At 65.7% G+C, this 20,273-nt stretch carries 16 protein-coding genes and 1 pseudogene; 8 read left to right on the top strand and 9 right to left on the bottom strand.

All coding sequences use genetic code 11. The annotated features are described in order from the left end of the window. The first annotated feature begins 267 nt into the window (after positions 1-267). From icmF to NG900_RS02050, 5 genes are all read left to right on the top strand, one after another. Positions 268-3,555 (top strand): fused isobutyryl-CoA mutase/GTPase IcmF, encoded by a 3,288-nt coding sequence (gene icmF / locus NG900_RS02070; protein ID WP_252676190.1) that lies wholly within the window; start codon positions 268-270, stop codon positions 3,553-3,555. A 636-nt stretch (positions 3,556-4,191) separates the two neighbouring features. Next, positions 4,192-4,827 carry a LysE family translocator gene (locus tag NG900_RS02065; protein ID WP_252676188.1) on the top strand — a complete coding sequence of 212 codons (636 nt, stop codon included), beginning with the start codon at positions 4,192-4,194 and terminating at the stop codon, positions 4,825-4,827. 25 nt (positions 4,828-4,852) lie between these two features. Next, on the top strand, positions 4,853-6,046 hold the full coding sequence (locus tag NG900_RS02060; protein ID WP_252676186.1) for a low temperature requirement protein A: 1,194 nt from the start codon (positions 4,853-4,855) through the stop codon (positions 6,044-6,046). A 94-nt stretch (positions 6,047-6,140) separates the two neighbouring features. Next, positions 6,141-6,848, top strand: coding sequence for a glutathione binding-like protein (locus NG900_RS02055; RefSeq protein ID WP_252676899.1), 708 nt, complete (start codon positions 6,141-6,143; stop codon positions 6,846-6,848). A gap of 60 nt (positions 6,849-6,908) precedes the next feature. Beyond that, a complete protein-coding gene (locus NG900_RS02050; RefSeq protein WP_252676178.1) occupies positions 6,909-8,108 on the top strand; it encodes an MFS transporter in 1,200 nt (399 codons plus the stop codon). Positions 8,109-8,451: 343 nt separating this feature from the next. Here NG900_RS02050 and NG900_RS02045 read toward each other — a convergent pair whose 3' ends face one another. The 4 genes and pseudogenes from NG900_RS02045 to NG900_RS02030 form a co-directional block, all read right to left on the bottom strand. Beyond that, a complete protein-coding gene (locus NG900_RS02045; protein ID WP_252676176.1) occupies positions 8,452-8,700 on the bottom strand; it encodes a hypothetical protein in 249 nt (82 codons plus the stop codon). After that, positions 8,697-9,114, bottom strand: a pseudogene (locus NG900_RS02040) (VOC family protein). The gene NG900_RS02045 and the pseudogene NG900_RS02040 overlap by 4 nt, the downstream one beginning before the upstream one ends. Further along, positions 9,114-9,620, bottom strand: coding sequence for a helix-turn-helix transcriptional regulator (locus NG900_RS02035; protein WP_252676174.1), 507 nt, complete (start codon positions 9,618-9,620; stop codon positions 9,114-9,116). The pseudogene NG900_RS02040 and the gene NG900_RS02035 overlap by 1 nt, the downstream one beginning before the upstream one ends. A 36-nt stretch (positions 9,621-9,656) precedes the next feature. After that, the gene (locus NG900_RS02030) at positions 9,657-10,865 is read right to left on the bottom strand and encodes an aminotransferase-like domain-containing protein (protein ID WP_252676172.1); all 1,209 of its coding nucleotides are present in this window, start codon (positions 10,863-10,865) and stop codon (positions 9,657-9,659) included. Positions 10,866-10,990: 125 nt separating this feature from the next. Between NG900_RS02030 and NG900_RS02025 the strand changes: the two genes are divergently transcribed. After that, positions 10,991-11,344, top strand: coding sequence for a glyoxalase superfamily protein (locus NG900_RS02025; RefSeq protein ID WP_252676170.1), 354 nt, complete (start codon positions 10,991-10,993; stop codon positions 11,342-11,344). Between the two features lie 54 nt (positions 11,345-11,398). Here NG900_RS02025 and NG900_RS02020 read toward each other — a convergent pair whose 3' ends face one another. Then, positions 11,399-11,599: a hypothetical protein gene (locus NG900_RS02020; protein WP_252676168.1), complete on the bottom strand. Its 201-nt coding sequence runs from the start codon at positions 11,597-11,599 to the stop codon at positions 11,399-11,401. A 72-nt stretch (positions 11,600-11,671) separates the two neighbouring features. Beyond that, entirely contained in the window at positions 11,672-12,136 is a 465-nt protein-coding gene (locus NG900_RS02015) for a PRC-barrel domain-containing protein (RefSeq protein WP_252676166.1), read from the bottom strand. A 199-nt stretch (positions 12,137-12,335) separates the two neighbouring features. On the opposite strand from NG900_RS02015, the gene NG900_RS02010 reads away from it, so the two are divergent. After that, positions 12,336-12,815 carry a hemerythrin domain-containing protein gene (locus NG900_RS02010; protein ID WP_252676164.1) on the top strand — a complete coding sequence of 160 codons (480 nt, stop codon included), beginning with the start codon at positions 12,336-12,338 and terminating at the stop codon, positions 12,813-12,815. A 14-nt stretch (positions 12,816-12,829) separates the two neighbouring features. Next, a complete protein-coding gene (locus NG900_RS02005; protein WP_252676162.1) occupies positions 12,830-14,620 on the top strand; it encodes a thiamine pyrophosphate-requiring protein in 1,791 nt (596 codons plus the stop codon). A 30-nt stretch (positions 14,621-14,650) separates the two neighbouring features. Here the strand turns inward: NG900_RS02005 and NG900_RS02000 are convergent, their stop codons facing one another. The 3 genes from NG900_RS02000 to NG900_RS01990 form a co-directional block, all read right to left on the bottom strand. Next, positions 14,651-15,652 (bottom strand): patatin-like phospholipase family protein, encoded by a 1,002-nt coding sequence (locus NG900_RS02000; RefSeq protein ID WP_252676160.1) that lies wholly within the window; start codon positions 15,650-15,652, stop codon positions 14,651-14,653. Positions 15,653-15,784: 132 nt separating this feature from the next. Further along, positions 15,785-16,108, bottom strand: coding sequence for a hypothetical protein (locus tag NG900_RS01995; protein WP_252676158.1), 324 nt, complete (start codon positions 16,106-16,108; stop codon positions 15,785-15,787). A 100-nt stretch (positions 16,109-16,208) separates the two neighbouring features. Beyond that, positions 16,209-20,264 (bottom strand): CheR family methyltransferase, encoded by a 4,056-nt coding sequence (locus tag NG900_RS01990; RefSeq protein WP_252676156.1) that lies wholly within the window; start codon positions 20,262-20,264, stop codon positions 16,209-16,211. Positions 20,265-20,273 lie beyond the last annotated feature (9 nt).

The raw sequence follows: 20,273 nt of genomic DNA, 5'->3' as shown, positions 1-20,273 counted from the left end.
GCTCCCACGGCCCTTGCGCGGGGCCAACGTGATTTCCTGTGATTTGTGTGGAGGAAATGGTCGACGAAGTTGGCGGACGTTTCCGTCAGATCGGTCCTAAAAGTAAGAATTGGCTGACATGAAGACGGATCCCAGTAGGGCGGGTTGACGTTTACGTAAGCCGCGAAAATACTGTCTCTTCGCCCTTGGCTGGCACACCGCCCCTTTGCGGCGCACACGTCATTCCCTGCCGGCACCCACTGGCACCCACTTCAACAAGGTGGAGACATGACCGATCTTTCCGCTGCCCGCGCGGCCGAGCCCACGCCTGCGAGCGAACCCACGGCAGTGCGCAACAAGGTCCGCTTCGTGACGGCCGCCTCGCTGTTCGACGGGCATGACGCGTCGATCAACATCATGCGGCGCATCCTGCAATCGATGGGCTGCGAGGTGATCCACCTCGGGCACAACCGCTCGGTGGACGAGGTGGTGGGCGCCGCCCTGCAGGAAGACGTGCAGGGGATTGCCGTGTCGAGCTACCAGGGCGGCCACGTCGAATACTTCAAGTACATGATCGACGCGCTGCGCGCCCGAGGCGGCGAGCACATCCAGGTGTTTGGCGGCGGGGGCGGCGTGATCGTGCCGGCGGAGATCCGCGAACTGCAGGACTACGGCGTGGCGCGCATCTACAGCCCTGAAGACGGCCAGCGCATGGGCCTGGCCGGCATGATTGCCGACATGGTGCGGCGCTGCGATATCGACCTCTCCACCTTTGCGCCGACCACGCTGGAGCCGGTGGTCAATGGTGATCGCCGGGCGCTTGCGCAACTGATTACCGCGCTGGAATCGCGCCGCATCGACCCGGCGTTGCGCCAGGCCGTGCACGCAGCTGCGGCCACGTTGCACACGCCGGTGCTCGGCATCACGGGCACGGGCGGCGCGGGCAAGTCGTCGCTCACCGATGAGCTGATCCGCCGCTTCCGGCTTGACCAGCAGGATCGGCTGCGCATCGCCGTCATCTCGATCGACCCGTCGCGGCGCAAGTCGGGCGGGGCGCTGCTGGGCGATCGCATCCGCATGAACGCGATCAACCATCCGAACATTTTCGTGCGCTCGCTCGCCACGCGCGAGGCGAGCAGCGAGATTTCCGAAGCGCTGCCCGATGCGATTGCCGCCTGCCGTGCGGCAGGCTTCGACCTCATCATCGTGGAGACCTCCGGCATCGGCCAGGGCGATGCGGCCATCGTGCCGCACGTCGATCTGTCGATGTACGTGATGACGCCCGAGTTTGGCGCCGCCAGCCAGTTGGAGAAGATCGACATGCTCGACTTTGCCGATCTGGTGGCGATCAACAAGTTCGACCGCAAGGGCGCGCAGGATGCGTGGCGCGATGTCGCCAAGCAGGTGCAGCGCAACCGCGAGCAATGGCACGCCAAGTCCGAAGACATGCCGGTGTTCGGCACGCAGGCCTCGCACTTCAACGACGACGGCGTGACGGCGCTGTACCACGCACTGGCTGACCAACTGGCCGAACGCGGCATGGTGCTGAACGATCGCACATTGCCGCGCCCCGCCGGTCATTGCTCGACCAGCCATGACGCCATCGTGCCGCCTGCGCGCGTGCGCTATCTGGCGGAACTGGCCGATACCGTACGTGGCTATCACCGCCGCGTGCAGATGCAGAGCTGCCTCGCGCGCGAGCGTCAGCAGTTGCAGGCCAGCCGGCACATGCTGGAGCGGGCGGGCGCGAGCGTGCAGACGCTCTCAGCGCTCGACAAGCAGGCCGCCGAGCGCGACGCACAACTCGGTGCCACCGAACGCAAGCTGCTTGCCATGTGGCCCGACCTGCGCCGCGCGTATTCCGGCGAAGAGTACGTCGTGAAGATCCGCGACAAGGAAATCCGCACCGCACTCACGCACACCACGCTCTCGGGCACCGTCATCCGCAAGGTCGTGCTGCCGCCGTACGAAGACGACGGCGAAGTGCTGCGCTGGCTGATGCGCGAGAACGTGCCCGGCAGCTTTCCGTACACCGCCGGCGTGTTCGCCTTCAAACGTGAGAACGAAGACCCGACGCGCATGTTTGCCGGCGAGGGCGATGCCTTCCGCACCAACCGCCGCTTCAAGCTCGTCAGCGAGGGCATGGAGGCCAAGCGGCTGTCCACCGCATTCGACTCCGTCACGCTGTACGGCGAAGACCCGGCCGTGCGCCCCGACATCTACGGCAAGGTCGGCAACGCGGGTGTGTCCATCGCCACGCTCGACGACATGGAGGTGCTGTACGACGGGTTTGACCTGACGAGCCCGAACACGTCCGTCTCCATGACGATCAACGGCCCTGCGCCGACCATCCTGGCGATGTTCATGAACACCGCCATCGACCAGAACCTCGCCCGGTTTCGCACCGACAACCAGCGCGAGCCGACGCAGGATGAAGAAGCGAAGATCCGCGCGTGGGTGCTGCAGAACGTGCGCGGCACGGTGCAGGCCGACATCCTCAAGGAAGACCAGGGGCAGAACACGTGCATCTTCTCGACCGAGTTTTCGCTCAAGGTGATGGGCGACATTCAGGCGTATTTCGTGCACCACCAGGTGCGCAATTTCTACTCGGTGTCGATCTCGGGCTACCACATTGCAGAGGCCGGCGCGAACCCGATCTCGCAACTCGCCTTCACGCTCGCCAACGGCTTTACGTATGTGGAGGCCTACCTCGCGCGCGGCATGCACATCGATGACTTCGCGCCCAACCTGTCGTTCTTCTTCTCCAACGGCATGGACCCGGAATACAACGTGCTGGGCCGCGTCGCCCGCCGCATCTGGGCGGTGACGATGCGCGACAAGTACGGCGCGAACGAACGCAGCCAGAAGCTGAAGTACCACGTACAGACGTCGGGCCGTTCCCTGCATGCGCAGGAGATTGCCTTCAACGACATCCGCACGACGCTGCAGGCGCTGATCGCCATTTACGACAACTGCAACAGCCTGCACACGAATGCGTACGACGAGGCCATCACCACGCCCACGGCGGAATCGGTGCGGCGCGCGCTGGCCATTCAACTCATCATCAACCGCGAGTGGGGGCTGGCCAAGTGTGAGAACCCGAACCAGGGCAGCTTCATCATCGACGAGTTAACGGACCTGGTGGAAGAAGCCGTGCTGCAGGAGTTCGAGCGCATTGCCGAGCGCGGTGGCGTGCTGGGGGCAATGGAGACCGGCTACCAGCGCGGCAAGATCCAGGAGGAGTCGATGCTGTATGAGCAGCGCAAGCACGATGGCTCGCTGCCGATCATCGGGGTGAATACGTTCCGCAATCCGGAGGCGGAGAACGTGGTGTCGCCGCATATTGAGCTGGCGCGCTCAAGCGAGGAGGAGAAGCAGAGTCAGCTCGCGCGGCTGGAAGCGTTTCATGCGCGGCATGCTGGTGAGGCGCCGGCGATGCTGCAGCGATTGCAGCGGGCGGTGATTGAGGATGAGAACGTGTTTGCGGTGTTGATGGAGGCGGTGCGGGTTTGCTCTCTGGGGCAGATTACGCATGCGTTGTTTGAGGTGGGGGGGCAGTATCGGCGGAATATGTAGTTGGGGTTTGTTTTTGACCTTGGTGGTCCATCCCCCTTTCGTTCCCTGCCGGGACCGACTCACTTTTCTTTGTCTTGCCAAAGAAAAGTAAGCAAAAGAAAGGCGCGCCCGAGATGGCGAAAGACTCCTTGAATTGATGTCGCAAGGAGGGAGGGGAGGCAAACTCGCTGCGCTCAGACAAGCCTCCCCTCTTTTTCCTCCTTGCAACAGAAATTCAAGGCGCCATCAAGGGCTCAACGTCAAAAGACTAAAACAAAGGCCAACCCACCGCGATGGTTGCCTTATCGCTTAGGCCCGAGCATCGATGGTTTGGCCTTTGACTTTCCTGCCCTTGATGGCGCCTTGGATTTTTGTTGCGGGGAGGAAAAAGGAAGGAGCCTTGTCTGAGCGCAGCGAGTTTGGCTCCTTCCCCTCCCCGCGACACAAATCCAAGGGGAAGTCGCCATCTCGGGCGCGCCTTTCTTTGCTTACTTTCTTTGGGCAAGACCAAAGAAAGTGAGTCAGCCCCGGCAGGGGATGAAACAAGGGATGCACCACCACCCCCCAAACCCAAAGAGAAAAAAACCGGCCCCGTTTGACGCCCCCCAAAAATCATGGATAACTGTCAGCCCATTCCCAACAAAGACAGAGCCCACCATGACCCTCCAAACCTGGCTGGCCTTCATCGGCGCCAGCATCATCATCCTGCTCATTCCGGGCCCGACCATCCTGCTGGTGATCGGTGATTCGCTGGCCAACCGTGGCCGCTCGGCGTGGAGCACGGTGGCAGGCGTGGCGGCAGGTGACACCACCGCCATGGCCGTCTCGCTCGCCGGTGCGGGCGCCCTGCTCGCCGCATCGGCCACGGCCTTCACGGCGCTCAAGCTCATCGGCGGTTCGTACCTCGTCTATCTGGGCATCAAGTCCATCCTTTCCGCCCGCCGCCTGCGGGATGACGCCCCCGAGGCCAGCATCCCCGTGCAGCAGAAGTCCGCCGGCCGCCGCTTCCTGTCGGCCTGGACGGTCACCGCGCTGAACCCCAAGAGCATCGTCTTCTTCGTCGCCTTCGTGCCGCAGTTCATGTCGGCCGACCAGACCTTCCTGTCGCAAAGCGTGATCCTGCTGCCGACCTTCGTGATCCTGGCTGCCGCCAACGCGTCGATGTACGCGCTGGCCGCCAAGCTGCTCGCCAAGCGCCTGACCAGCGTGACCGCGCAGCGCCGCTTCGGCTACACCGGCGGCGCGGTGATGGTGGGCGCGGGCACGCTCACGCTGGGCATGCAGTCGGCCTGACCGGGCAAGCACCAGGTTCGCCACGATGCCCCGCAGCTACCTCCGCCCCGCCCCCACCGGCGAGCACGGCCACCACCGCGTCACCAACATCGAGCTGTTCTTCGATCTGGTGTTCGTGTTTGCGGTGACGCAGCTCTCGCACCTGCTCATCGGCAATTTCACGCTGGAAGGCGGCGCGCAGGCGCTGTTGCTGATGCTGGCGGTGTGGTGGGTGTGGATCTTCACCTCGTGGGTCACCAACTGGCTCGACCCCGAGAAGCTCGCCATCCGCATGCTGATGCTGGTGCTGATGACGGCGGGGCTGCTGCTCTCGGCGTCGCTTCCGCAGGCGTTCGGCTCGCGCGGGCTGGCGTTTGCGCTGGCCTACGTGTTCATGCAGTTCGGGCGCACGGTGTTCTTCCTGTGGGCCGTGCGCGGTGAATCCGTCAGCATGCGGCGCAACTTCCAGCGCATCGGCGTGTGGCTCGGCATCTCGGCGGTGCTGTGGCTGGTGGGTGGGTTGTCCGACGTGCCGGTGCGCTGGACGTGCTGGATCATCGCGCTGGCCATCGAATGGCTCGGGCCCTCGATAGGCTTCTACACGCCGGGCCTGGGCCGCTCGACCACCAACGACTGGAACGTGGAAGGCGGCCACATGGCCGAGCGCTGCTCGTTGTTCATCATCATCGCGCTGGGCGAATCGGTGCTGGTGACGGGCTCGACGTTTGCCGGGCTCGAATGGAACGGCGCCAACATTGCCGCGATGGCGATGTCGTTCATCGGCAGCCTGGCGATGTGGTGGCTGTACTTCGACACGATTGCCGAGCGCGGCGCGCACACCATGTCGCACTCATCCGACCCGGGGCGCCTGGCACGGCTGGCCTACACCTATATCCACGTGCTGCTGGTGGCCGGCATCATCGTCGGGGCGGTGGCCGATGAATTCGTGCTGGCGCATCCGGTGGGCCACGCCCATGCGGGCGCATCGCTGGCGGTGCTGGGCAGCGCTGGGCTGTACCTGCTCGGCAACCTGCTGTTCAAGTGGGCGATCTTCGGGCGGGTGCGCCCCGCGCACACGGTCGGGCTGGTCGTGCTGGCTGGCCTGTGGCTGCTGATGGGCGACCTGCCCGCGCTGGCCGTCTCCGCCTTGGCGACGGGCGTGCTGTGCGGCACCGCCGCGTGGGAGTGGTATGCACGCTCGTGCGAAACCCCCGAGCCTGCACGGGCGCACGGGCACTGAGTGGCTACCTGAAATTTCCCATTTTTGGCGATTACAAAAGGCCACTCGCACGCCTAATCTGTCAACCAACATGACAGAACACGAGGGCCCCGCCATGATCGACCTCTACACCTGCGCCACGCCCAACGGCCTGAAGATGGCGCTGTTCTTTGCCGAAAGCGGCTTGCCGCACCGTGTCATCCCCGTCGATATCAGCCGGGGAGACCAGTTCAAGCCCGCCTTCCTGGCCATCTCGCCCAACAACAAGATCCCGGCCCTGGTCGACCATGCCCCGGCCGAAGGGACCGAGCCCGTAGTGCTGTTCGAATCGGGCGCCATGCTGCTCTACCTGGCCGAGAAAACCGGCCGACTGATCCCCACCGACCTGCATGGCCGCATGGAAGTGCTCAAGTGGCTCTTCTGGCAAGTGAGCGGCCTGGGCCCGATGGCCGGGCAGATCGGCCACTTCAACGTGTACGCCCCCGAGCGCGTGCCCTACGCCATCGACCGCTACACCAAAGAGACCAACCGCCTCTACGGCGTGCTCGACCGGCGCCTGGCCGATCGCCCGTACATTGCCGGCAATGACTACACGATCGCCGACATCGCGGCCTACCCGTGGATCGTGCCGCACGCCGGCCACGGCCAGGATCTGAACGACTTCCCGCATCTGCAGCGCTGGTTCGAAGCCGTCGGCGCACGGCCCGCCACGCAGCGCGCGTATGCCGGCGTGGAGCGCGCCTATTCACGCCGCCGTGAAGACATCTCCGACGACGAGCGCGCCGTGCTATTCGGCCAGACCGCCGAGTCCACCACGCGCTGACGCCTGCGGGGCCATCGCGCTCCGCCTCTTTTCGCTTTGCTCTTCTGACAGGAGCCGACCATGCCGGCATCGCTGTGGTGGTTGTGCCTGGGCGCGTTCGCCATCGGCACCGAAGGTTTCATGATCGCCGGCCTGCTGCCGGTGCTCGCCGCAGACCTGGGGGTGAGCGTGCCTGCGGCCGGGCAGCTCGTCACCGTGTTTGCGGTGACGTACGCCGTGGGCTCGCCCGTGATGGCGACGCTGCTGGGCAACGTCGATCGGCGCCGCGTGCTGATCGGCGCGCTGGCCATCTTTGCGGCGGGCAACTTGCTGGCCGCGGGGGCGCACAGCTTCGGCCAGCTGATGGCGGCGCGGGTGCTGCTGGCGCTGGCGGCCGGGGTGTTCCTGCCGACGGCCAATGCGGTGGCGACCTCGCTGGTGCCGGCAGCACGCAGCGGCACGGCGCTCGCCATCATCACGGGCGGCGGCACGGTGGCGGTGGCGCTTGGCGTGCCGCTGGGCGCGTGGATCGCCGCGCAGGGCGACTGGCGCGCGACCTTCGTGGCGTGCGGCGTGCTGTCTGCGCTGGCCACGGCGGGCCTCGCCTTCGGCCTGCCGCGCGCGCTGCCGCACAGCGTGACCACGCTGGCGCAACGCCTGAGCGTGGCGCGCCGGCCCGGCATGCTCGGTGCGCTGGCGGTGTCGGCGCTGTGGGCGGCGGGCGGCTTCACGTTCTACACGTATGTCGCGCCGTTCTTTGTGCAGGGCCTGGGCTTTGCGCCGCAGCACGTGGGCATCGTGCTGTTCCTGGTCGGCAGCTTTGCCGCGGTGGGCACCGGCCTGGGCGGCCACATGACCGACCGCGCAGGCGTGGCGCGCGTGCTGGCCGTGAGCAGCGCAGGCATCGTGCTGGCGTTCTCGGTGCTCTCGCTGTCAGCGCAGGTGCTGCACGGTGCCACGGCAGGCGCCATCGCCATCGGCGCGGTCGTGCTGTGGGGCATGGCGGGCTGGGGCTTCGGCCCGGCGCAGGCCACGCGGCTGATCTGCCTGGCGCCGGACGTGTCGCCGATCACGCTGTCGCTGCATGCGTCTGCGGTGTATGTGGGAATTGCGCTGGGTTCCAGCGTGGGCGCGCTGGCACTGGCCCATGGCGGCCCGGGCCTGCTGGGCTGGGCGGCGGCGGGGTGTCATGTGGTGGCGGTGGTGCTGTGGCGCAGTGGCCTCCGCCATGAGCCTGCGCCGGCTACGGAGCAGCCGGCCACGTCAGGCGCGCATGGATAGCCAAAGGGATCAGCCTCGTTTTTCGGGTCCTGAACTCGGCGTGTGGAGAAAAAAGCTCGGTGCCCCGAGTCCTGAGCTCGACGAGCCGAGAAAAAAGCTCGGTGCCCCGAGTTCCGAGCTCGGCGTGCCGAGAAAAAAGCTCGGTGCCCCGAGTCCTGAGCTCGACGTGCCGAGCAAAAAGCTCGACGCTCCGAGTCCTGAGCTCGGCGTGCCGAGAAAAAAGCTCGACGCCCCGAGTCCTGAGCTCGGTGTGCCGAGCAAAAAGCTCGACGCTCCGAGTTCCGAGCTCGGCGTGCCGACAAAAAAGCTCGACGCCCGGAGTTCAAAACTCGGCCTTCGGTGCTCAAACGCTCGCGCTTGAGGTTGGGTTGGAAGCAGCAGAAGCGCGTCGCGCGGTACGCCGCTCCACATACGGCAACGCAAACAGAGACAGCCCCGTGATCAGCAACAGCGCCAGCGGCAACAGCGGCGCATAGGTGATCCATGCCGGCGGCGTACCCCGCGCCATCGCGACAAAGTTGGCGATGACGGTGAGCGTGAAGATCATCGATACCCACCGGTGAAACTGGCGAATGCCGGTGCGCGCACTCACTGTGTACCTCGCGCGGCCTGGATCATCTTCCAGCCGTTGCCGGCGGGATCACGGAAACCGGCGTCGACGCTGCCGAAGCGGTCGATGGGTTCTTGCGTGAACTCCACGCCGCGCTCGCGCAGTTGCGCGTAAGTGGCCCGGCAGTCGGCGACGGTCAGCACCAGCGGCGGCATCGCGCCCTTGGCGACCATGGCGCGCAGCGTCTGCGCGGTGGCTTCATCGTGGATGGGGGGGGCCGGGCTGGAACAGGCCAAGCTGAAACGACGGCTGCTCCGGATGCTGCACCGTCAACCACCGGTACGGGCCGTTGCGCACATCGGTATGCACGCGAAAACCCAGCTTGTCGACATAGAACGCCAGCGCCGCATCCTGATCGTCCACATACAGCCCGACGACATTGATTCCTTGGCTCATCACCGCTCCTTGTTGTGGGTAGGCGACGGATTTGTACCCTCCGCCAACTGCCGGCGCTTCTCCGAAACTGCTGTGATGAGGTCGGGCCGCTGTGCCGCCTTCAAGACACAGGCGGGCACGCGGTCGAGTTGTTGCTGCGCGGCGCCGGCCTGGGCCGTGCGGCGCAGGGCGCTGGGGCTCTGCCCGGTGATGTCGCGGAAGATGCGGCCGAAGGTGCCCAGGCTCTCCCACCCGGTGGCGAAGGCGATGTCGGTGATGGGCAGGTCGGTATCGCGCAGCAGGGTGGCGGCCTGCTCGATGCGGCGTGTGAGCAGGTAGCGGTGCGGCGGAATGCCGAAGGCCTGCTTGAACGAGCGTGCGAAGTGCGCCTCCGACACGCCGCTCACCTCGGCCAGCCGCTTGACGGGCCACGCCTCGTGCGAGGCGGCGTCCATGCGGTCTTTGGCGCGCAGCAGGCGGCGCAGCAGCGCCGGGTCTTGCTGCGCGTCAGCGGGTGTCTTGGCCACCGCCGCCTGCGCCGCCACCGCCACCTGCGCCGGCCATCAGCCGCGCTTGCACTCGCCGATGGCGCCGGCCAGCTTGCGCACGCCCTCTTCCACCTGCGCGAGCGACGACGTGGCGTACGACAGACGCAGCGTGGAGCGGTCCGGGTCGACGGGGTAGAACGCTGCACCGGGCACGAAGGCCACGCCACGCTCGATGGCCACCTTGGCCACGTCACCCGCATTGCGGCCCGGCAGCGCGCCCCACAGGAACATGCCGCCGCGCGGGCGGTTGAAGGTCAGCTCGCTCTCGGGCAGCAGCGCACGCAGGCCGTCCGCCATGGCGTGGGCGCGTTCGGCGTAGGCAGCGCGCGTGCGCGGCAGCACCGTTTCCAGGCGATGGCTGCGCAGGTAGGCTGCAGCCGTGGCCTGTGCAAACGTGGAGGTGTGCGCATCGGCAAACTGCTTGACCATGACCGCGTTGCCCAGCACCGGCTGCGAGGCAATCATCCAGCCCACACGCAGGCCGGGCGCCACCACCTTCGACAGGCTGCCCAGGTAGATCACGCGGCCCTGTGCGCCATCGGTCTGTTGCGAGAGCGCATACAGCGACGGCGGCGGGGGCGCGTCGAAATACAGCTCGCCGTAGGGGTCGTCTTCCACCAGCAGCAGGTTGTGGCGCACGGCCACGTCCAGCAGGCGCTTGCGGCGCTCCAGGCTCATCAGCGCGCCGCTTGGGTTGCCGAAGTTCGGGATGACGTAGAGGAACTTGGGCCGCGCGGTGGCGAGCGTCTTCTCCAGCGCATCGACGTCCAGGCCATCTTCATCGGTCGGCACGCCGGCCACCTTGGCGCCGTACAGCTTGAACGCCTGAATGGCTGCGAGGAATGTAGGCGCCTCGGTCAGCACCGTGTCGCCTTCGCCGATCAGCACCTTGCCCAGCAGATCGAGCCCTTGCTGCGAGCCGGTGGTGACGAGGATGTCGGTGTTGGCGATGGTGGCGCCGCGCACTTTCATCAGGTCGACGATGGCCTCGCGCAGCGGCTCGAAGCCCTCGGTGGCGCCATATTGCAGGGCGCGGGCGGCGTCGTTGGCGAGTGCGCTGTCGGCGGCAGCCTTCAGGCCTTCCACGTCGAACAGGGCGGAATCCGGAAAGCCGCCGGCAAACGAGATCAGGCCCGGCTTGCCGAGCACCTTGAAGAGTTCGCGGATGGCGGAGGTTTCAACGTTTTGCAGGCGCGGGGCCAGCAGCGATTGCAGGAATTCCATGGCGTGCGTGTCTCTGTGGTTCGAGTGCCCGCCACTTTACGTGATGTGTGCCGCGCGCGCATGCGAACACACCGTCACAGCCCTGCCTACAATGGCGCCACCCCTTTTTGCACAAGAGGCTCCGCATGGCCGTCCGTCGCATTGTTCCGAACCTGTATGCCGCCGACCCGGCGCGCGCCCGCGCGTTCTATGCCGAGCTGCTCGGCCTGGAAGCCGTGATGGACCACGGCTGGATCGTCACCTTTGCCAACACACACGCCACAATGGCGCCGCAGGTCAGCATTGCGAGCGAGGGCGGTGCGGGCACGCCCGTACCGGGGCTGTCAGTGGAAGTGGATGACGTCGATGCCGTGCACGCGCGGGCACAGGCGCTGGGTGTGGAGATCGTCTATGCGATGACCGACGAGCCATGGGGCGTGCGCCGCTTCTACGTGCGGGATCCGTTCGGCAACGTGGTGAACATCCTCGCGCACCGCTAGCAGGGAATGCAAACAAAAACGCCCGCATGCCGATGGGCGATGCGGGCGCGGGTGCTACGGACGGTTGCTGGTGCGATTGCGTTTATCGGGGTGGGCGTCCTTGCCCTTGTCCTCGTCCTTGTCTTTGTCGACCACACGCGTGATGCCGCCCGTGGCGGGCGGGTCACTGGCCGGAAAGGTGTCTTCTACTGCCTTCTCGACCAGCTCTTCGCGCTTCTGCGCGTGCGGATTCTTCTCTTTCTTGCCCTTTTCCATGGCGCCTCCTGTTTCGAGCATGGTTGACGACACGCACGCGAACAACGTGCCTGCCCTGCTCCTGGCGCTATATCAGTACTCTTCCCAGTACGGGCGCGAACCGTAGTACTCGTGGATGGATGTGGCCCAGGTCGAATCGGCCATCGCGGGCCAGTGGTCCTTGTCGAAGCCGGGAGCCGACTCCAGGCGGTCCTTGTCGGCATCGAGCACGAAGCACTTGCGGTCGATGTCGAGCGACATGGCGCTCCACGGCACGGCGAAGAGCTTGTCGCCAATGCCAAGGAAGCCGCCCACCGACATGACCGCATACGCGATGCGGCCGCGCTGCACGTCGAGCATGATGTCGGTGATCTTGCCGAGGTCTTCTCCGTTGAGGTTGACGACGCGATCGCCCTCCAGCGTATCGGCGGCCATCAGTTCCGGACCCGGGCCGGATGACGCCACATCGGCACGCCCGATGATGCGCATGCGTACGCCGCCGGTGGTTCCTACGTCAGCAGCGGTGCCAAGGCCGGTGCCGGTTGTCGTGGTTTGCATGGCAGTTATCTCCCATCGATTCAGTTGCGTTGAGGATGGTGTGCGACGCACCGCGCATCTGCGCGAAGACGCTCGCACGCAATCACCCGCATCAGCATGAAACCTGCCTGAGGCATCTCGCCCCGGGGCAACACGCGCACGGCATGGCGCTTGCTCGACGGTACGGCGTATTCCAACACGACCTCACCCGGAGAGCCCCATGAACAAAGCCGAGATTCCCGTGGCGCAACGCGCCGTGCTGTCGATGCTGCTGGACGATCACCGCGAGGTGAAGAAACTCTTCAAGGCGTTCCAGCAGGAAAAGGACACCGGCGCGTGTGAGCAGATCGTGCGCGAAGCGTGTGAAAAGTTGACTGTCCACACCCAGCTCGAAGAGGAACTGTTCTATCCGTTCGTGCGCGACAACGGCGGTGAAGCCTTCAAGGACCTGCTCGACGAGGCGGTGGTCGAGCACGCGAGCGCGAAAGACCTGATCCGCCAGTTGTCCGGCATGCACGCGGGCGACGACCTGTTCGCCGCCAGGTTCACCGTTCTGGCCGAGTACGTCTCGCACCACGTGGAGGAAGAGGAGACCGAGCTGTTTCCGAAGCTGATACACCAGCACGTCGACCTCACCTCGCTGCAAGCGCCGATGACGGCGCGCAAGGAAGCGCTGCTGTCGGAGAACGCGTCCACCTGAGCACAGGACCCATCATGCAAGCCACCGTCTGCGACTTCCTCGTCGCGCGCCTCCATGAATGGGGGGTGCGGCGCATCTTTGGCTATCCCGGGGATGGGATCAACGGCATGTTCGGCGCGTTGCAGCGCGCCGGCGGCAAGATCGAATTCGTGCAGGTGCGGCATGAAGAGATGGCCGCCTTCATGGCCTCTGCGCACGCCAAGTTCACGGGCGAGCTGGGCGTGTGCATGGCGACCTCGGGCCCCGGCGCCGCACACCTCGTCACCGGGCTGTACGACGCGCGGCTGGACCACATGCCGGTGCTGGCCATCGTGGGGCAGCAGGCGCGCACGGCCGTCGGCGGGCACTACCAGCAGGAAGTCGATCTGGTGGCGATGTTCCGCGATGTGGCCGGCGCGTTCGTACACCAGGCCAGCGTGCCCGCCCAGGTGCGGCATCTGTTAGACCGCGCCGTGCGTATCGCCATCGGGCAGCGCCGGGTGACGGCGCTGGTGTTGCCGAACGATCTGCAGGAGATGCCCTACAAGCCGCCGCCGCATGCGCACGGCACGGTGCACTCCGGCGTAGGTTATAGCGCGCCGAGCGTGGTGCCGCAGCCTGCGGATCTGGAACGGGCCGCCGCGGTCCTCAACAGCGGCCGCAGGGTCGCCATGCTGGTCGGCGCAGGCGCACTCGGGGCTGGCACCGAAGTGGCGGCGGTGGCGGACGTGCTGGGCGCGGGCGTGGCGAAGGCGCTACTCGGCAAGGCCGTGCTGCCCGATGCGCTGCCCTACGTGACGGGCGCCATCGGCCTGCTGGGCACCGAGCCGAGCTGGGAGCTGATGAACCACTGCGACACGCTGCTGATGATCGGCTCCGGCTTTCCCTATGCGGAGTTCCTGCCCAAGGAGGGCGAGGCGCGCGGTGTGCAGATCGACCTGGACCCCGGCATGCTTGGGCTGCGGTACCCGATGGAAGTGAACCTCGTCGGTGACAGCGCGCAGACGCTGCGCGCGCTGCTGCCGCTGCTCCAGCGCAAGACCGACCGGTACTGGCCCGAACGTGTTGCGCGCTGGAATGAGAGCTGGTGGAAAACGCTGGAACAGCGCGCGCTGCAGCCGGCCTACCCCATCAACCCGCAGCGCGTGTTCTGGGAGCTGTCCCCCAGGCTGCCCGACAACGTGATCGTCACCTGCGACTCGGGCACCTGTGCCAACTGGTATGCCCGCGATCTGAAGTTCAAGCCCGGCATGATGGGCTCGCTCTCGGGCGGGCTGGCCTCGATGGGCGCAGCGGTACCGTATGCGATTGCCGCCAAGTTTGCACACCCCGAACGGCCCGTCATCGCACTCGTGGGCGACGGCGCCATGCAGATGAACAACATGGCCGAGCTCATCACCGTGGCGAAGTACTGGAAGCAATGGAAGTCGCCCAAGTGGATCTGCATGGTGCTCAACAACCAGGACCTGAACGAAGTCACCTGGGAGCAGCGCGTGATGGAAGGCGACCCGAAGTTTCCGGCCTCGCAGGACATCCCCGACGTGCCGTATCACCGGTTTGCGGAGCTGATCGGCCTGCGGGGCCTCTACGTCGACAACCCCGATCGGATCGTCGGCGCCTGGGACGAAGCACTCGCAGCGGACCGCCCCGTCGTGCTGGAAGTGAAGACCGACCCCGACGTGCCACCGCTGCCGCCACACGTCACGCTGCAGCAGGCGCGCAACTTTGCCACCGCGCTGGCGTATGGCGACCCGGATGCCAGCGGCGTACTGCGGGGCACGGCGCGACAGGTGCTGTCGACGCTGTTTCCGGTGCACAAGGAGTGAGCACGCGCAGAGCCGCCCGCACCTGAACGGCTACATGCGGGACGAAGCGCCACCCGCACCACCCGCACCACCCGCACCACCTGCACCACTCGCACGGTCCGGTGCCTCGACGATCGTCACGCCGGTCGGCGGCATGGCGTGCAGGTCGGCGCTGCAGTTCGGATGATGATCGTCGTGATCGTGCTCGCGCAACGCACCCGGAATGCCGGTGCCCGCCAGACCGCCCGTGGCCAGCCACGCAGCGGTGGCGGCGGCCGCGCGGTCGATCAACTCACCGCAGCGGGTGTAGTCGTAGGGCGAGATATCGAGCGGGCACAGCGGCGGCACCACGGCGATGGGCACCTGGCCGGCCCAGCGCTCCAGGTCTTGCACGAGTTGACGCGCCACCAGCAGCGACAACGCATTCAGCGCGTGTTCGATGGCACTGCGCGGGGCGCGCCGGTCAGCGCAGGCAAAGCCAGCGGGCAACACCACCACGCGCGTGGCACCGAGCCGGATGGCGGCGGAGATGGGCGTGTTGTTGGCGACGCCGCCGTCGATGAGCAGGCGGTCTCCAATGCGCACGGGTGGAAACACGCCAGGGATGGCGGCGCTGGCCAGCACGGCCGGCACGATGGCCCCGGAAGACAACACCACCTCGGCCCCGGTTCGCATGTCGGTGGCCACCACGTGCAGCGGCAGCGTGGCGGCCTCCAGCGGGGTCTGCGCGAAATGCCGTGCCAGCAGGCGCTGCAGGCCGGAGGCTTCCACCAGGTGTTCACGGCGGCCGCCCAGCATGCCGAACATGGCACGCCACGACCACGGCATCACGTCGGCGCGGCGCACGCCCCGCCACAGCGCTTCCAGCTGGGCGGTGCCGGCCGCATGCGGATTGCAGGCGAAAAACGCAGCGTTGATGGCACCGGCCGATGCGCCGACCACCATGTCCGGCACCACGCCGCGGGCCACCAGCTCGCGCAGCATGCCGGCCTCGATGGCGCCCAGGCTGCCGCCGCCGGCAAACACGAACGCCGTTCGCTCTGCTCTGTCCATGATCGATGCCGCATTGCAGCAAGGGAGTCCGCGAAGGACGATTGGAACTAGAGTAGGCGTGCGCGGCGGTTGCGGCTAGGTGGGCGCTTTTCCCTAGGTGTGCGCTTTTCCCTTTAGCCCTTGCACCGGCAATCAGCGGGGGCGGTTTGCTGCATCGGCCATCGGCTTCCAATGCAGGAAGCCGAACAGCAGCGTCAGCAGCACGCTGTCGAGCAGCGGCCCCTTGTGCAGCGCGACCTTGCGAAAGCAGAACACCACCTCCAGCAGATGCGCGGCCAGCAAGACCACGGCGACGATGCGCACCCAATGGACGACGTCCGCCGACAGCGGCAGCGGTGTGGCATAGCTGCCCAAGGCGACGCCATAGACGACGAGCAACAGCACTTTGTTCAGGAAGTAGAGCACGCAGAGGTCTCCGGGGAACAGGATCCCGGCAGCATACAGGGGCCCCTGCACGATCGCCCTGCTTTAAACGCCCGGTGTAGAGGCCGGAAACAAAACGGGAGCCGGCGCTTTGCAGCGGCGGCTCCCGATGGCCCAGTTTCTGGGCTGGACCTCATTGACCTCCGGGAGCGGTCTTGTCTGCGCGCACGCTCGCAATCGCACTCAGCAATTCATCCAGCACCACCGGCTTGGTCAGATACGCGGAATAGCCGCTCTGCATGGCGCGCTGCTTGTCGCCACGATGCACGGCCCCGCTGAGCATGATGACCGGCAGGTGCTCATAGCCCGACTTGGCGCGCAGTGCGGCAAGAAAGTCGGTGCGCTCGTTGCCCAGCAGATTCAAACCCGAGAGCACGACGTCAACCGCTTGTTTCTCCACCGCCTCAATGGCCTTTGCGCCGCTGGTTTCACACGTCACGTTTGCGCCTTCAGCCGCCAGCAGCGCCTGAAACGCATCGTTGGCAAACGCATCTTCATCCACCAGCAGAAGATTGAGCCCCTGCAGCGGCGATGCCTCGGCCAGCCCCACTTCGGCGAGCTCGCCGGTATCACGACGCAGCGGCAGCACCACGATGAAACGCGCGCCCGAAGCCACGCCCGACGACTCGACCCGGATCGTACCGCCGTGCAGGCCCACCAGTTCCTTGACCAGATACAGCCCGATGCCAAGCCCCTCGTCGCGCCCGATCGACAGCCGCCCGCGCTCGACCATGTCGAATACGTGCGGCAGCAGTGCCGGATCAATGCCGCTGCCGTTGTCTTCGATCTGCAGGGTGGCGACGTTTCCGTCTTCGGTCAGGCAAATGCCAATGCGCGTTGCACCCCGCGAGTTCATCGCATTGCCCAGCAAATTCCACACGACCTGCTCCATGCGGGCCAGATCGGCCTGGATGATGACCGGGTTGTCGGGCAGACGACGCACCAGTTCGATGCCCTTGCTGCGCGCGTCCTCGTCCAAGGCACTGCTGATGCGTTCGACCACCTCGCGCCAATCCACCGCCACGAAATTGGTGGTCAACTCGCCGGTGCGCAGGCGCGACACGTCGAGCAGGTCGTCGATGATCCTGGCCTGGCTGATGGCGCTGCGCCGGATCGTATCGGCCGCGCGTGACACCTGAAGGCTGCGATGCGCCTCCGGCGAGCGCGCCAGCAGCTCGGCATTGGCGTAGATCAGGTTGAGCGGGCTCTTGAGCTTGTGCGACACCGCAGCGAGGAATTCGTCGCGCTTGCGCTCGGCCTCGTCGACGTTGACTTCGCGTGCGATGCGGGCAAAGCCGCGCAGGCCATCGTTGTCCAGCCGCATCAGCACGCCGCTGCAGTACAGCCGCGAGCCGTCCTTGCGCATGTGCCAGCGGTCTTCATCGATGCGCCCTTCCTCCCGGGCGCGCCGTAGATCGTCCTGCGGCACACCCTGCTCGCGCTCGTCACGCGGGTACAGCGATTCAAAGGGCTGGCCAACGGCTTCGCTCTCTTCAAAACCAAACATACGTGCAGCACCCAGGTTCCAGCTCATGATCACGCCATCGTCGTCCAGCGTGACGATGGCGTAGTCCTTGGTGCTCTCGGCCATGATGCGCAGGCGCCGCTCGCCCTCGTGCAGCCGCTCTTCGGCTTCGCGGCGGGCCGTGATGTCGATGAACGTCAGCACGGCGCCGTCGATGCGATCTTCGGTGGTGCGATACGGAATGAAGCGCGCGATGTACCAATGCCCATGGGTACTTCTCACTTCACGCTCGATCTGCCGAAGTGAACTGAAGGCTTCTGCCGTGTCGGCCGCGAGCCCGTCGTATTCCAGCCGATGGGTGATATCGAACAGGGAGCGGCCAACGTCCGACGGGATGATGCTGAACACATCGGCTGCGCGCGGCGTGAATCGCTTGATGCGCATGGCCCGGTCCACAAAGATGGTACCGATGTCGTTGGCCGTGATCAGGTTGTGCAGGTCGTCGTTGATCTTCGCCGTCTCATCCACCTTGGACTTGAGCTCCGCATTGACGGTGACCAGCTCTTCGTTGATGGACTGGAGCTCTTCCTTGCTCGTTTCAAGCTCTTCCGTGGCCGAGCGCAGCTCTTCGTTGATGGCCTGCAACTCTTCGTTGGAGGCGGTCAGCTCTTCGGTGGACGTCTCCGATTGCTCGATGGTGGCCTGCAGCTGATCGCGCGTGCGCTGCAGTTCGCGCTCGAGCTGTGCCGTCACCGGATCCTTGTTGCCGACCCGCTTGGCGCTGCTCTCGGCGTCCATGGTGTCTTCCACTTCATCGAAGAGCACCAGAATGAATTGTTCGGCGGCGTCGGGGTCGTGCACCGGACGGGCCGTCATTTTGACGTAGTACGGACGGCCATCGCGCATCAGCCGAACGCGCCGCGACTCCACGCTGCCGTTGCCTTGCAAGGCTTGGAAAATCGCGGTGCGCAGCTCAAGCCGCAGGTCCGGATGCACCACCGAGATCACGTTGTGCGAAGGCTCACCGCCGGCGTAGTGCAGGAACCGGCCCGCACGGTCCGACAGGTGGACGATCTCTGAATCACGATTGACGAGCACGCTGGGCGGCGCAAATTGCTCGAGCAGCCGCTGGTGGAGATCCCCATACGAGAACTTGCGCTTGCCGACCGGCTCGACCGTCGTCGCAATGGGGCGCGGGCCTTGTACGTCAGCGGCATGAATGGCCGCACCGCCAACGCGGGCCGTTATCGTGGCGCGATAGATGCGGTGCTTCTTGTCGACGACGCTGAAGTACTTGGATGCGATGTCCGCCGATTCCGAACTGCCGAGGAACAGGTAGCCGCCCGGACGCAGCGAGAAGTGGAACGTACGCAGGGCTTCGGCCTGCGCGTCGCGATCCAGATAGATCATCAGATTGCGGCAGCAGACCAGATCGAGCTTGGAGAACGGCGGATCGCTCAGAATGTTATGCAGGGCAAACAGCACCCGCTCGCGTAGCTTCTTCTTGACGCGAAACTGCGATTGGTCGCGCGAAAAGAATTGCCGCAACCGCTCTGCGGTGACATCCGTGACGATCGTTTCCGGGTATACGCCGGCGCGGGCCACGGCGATCGCCTTTTCGTCGATGTCGGTGGCAAACAGCTGAAACGGCGTCTGGGTGGCGCTTGCCGCAGACGCCTGGTCCAGCAGCATGGCCAGCGAATAGGCCTCTTCACCCGTGGCCACACCGGCGGCCCAAACCCGCACGCGGTCTCCGTCCTCCCCGCGGTTGGCGAACAGCTCGGGCATCACTTCGCGCTCCAGCGCCTCGAAGGCTTCCTTGTCGCGGAAGAAATGCGTGACGCTGATCAGCATGTCGTCGAGCAGCAGGCGGGTTTCTTCGGGATGCAACTGCAGGAACTCGCGATACGCCACCAGATCGGGAATGCCGTTGACCTGCAACCGTCGTTCAAGCCGCCTCAGAACCGTGGCCCGCTTGTACCGCCGAAAGTCATGGGACGTGCGTGCGCGCAGCATGAGCATGACTTCCTGCAGGGCCCGCTCACCGTTCTGCCGATGCGGCGCGATGTCCGAGGCGGGGCCTTCATGCTCGGGCTCATTCAGTGTCGGCAGCCGGATCACCCGCGCGTTGTCACGCAACTCAAGTAAGCGCTGCGGCATCTCTGCCGCCGGCAACACGATGTCGACCTTGCCCGTTGCGATGGCACTGTTGGGCATGCCGTCGAACTTGGCGTCTTCGGGGCTTTGCGCCAGCGTGACGCCGCCCATTTCCTTGACGTGTGCCAGCCCGATGGAGCCGTCGCTGCCCACGCCGGAAAACACGATGCTGATGGCGTTCTCGCCCTGCGAGTCGGCCAGCGTGCGGAAGAACAGGTCGATACCGACTTGCGGGCCGTTGCGTTTGGCCGCCTTTCTCACGCGCAGGTAGCCATCGACCATTTGCAGATCCGACGATGGCGCGATCACATAGACGTGGTTCTTTTCAAGCGTCGTCGTGGTCGTGACTTGCTGCACGGGCATCGCCGTCACGTTCTGCAGGATGCCGGCAAGGTGACTCGTGTGCTCGGGCGCGAGGTGCAGCACGATGACGAACGCCATGCCGTTGTCGGCGGGCATCTCCTGGAAGAACGTGAGCAGCGCCTCCGTGCCGCCTGCCGATGCGCCGAGGCCAATCACCGGAAATTGGAGCTTGCTCGACAGGCCTGTACTGGTGGACGTTGCCATGGAATCGCG

Source organism: Ralstonia soli, from assembly GCF_023955655.1.
Classification (GTDB): Bacteria; Pseudomonadota; Gammaproteobacteria; order Burkholderiales; family Burkholderiaceae; genus Ralstonia; species Ralstonia soli.
This window is presented reverse-complemented; position numbering and strand designations above follow the sequence as displayed.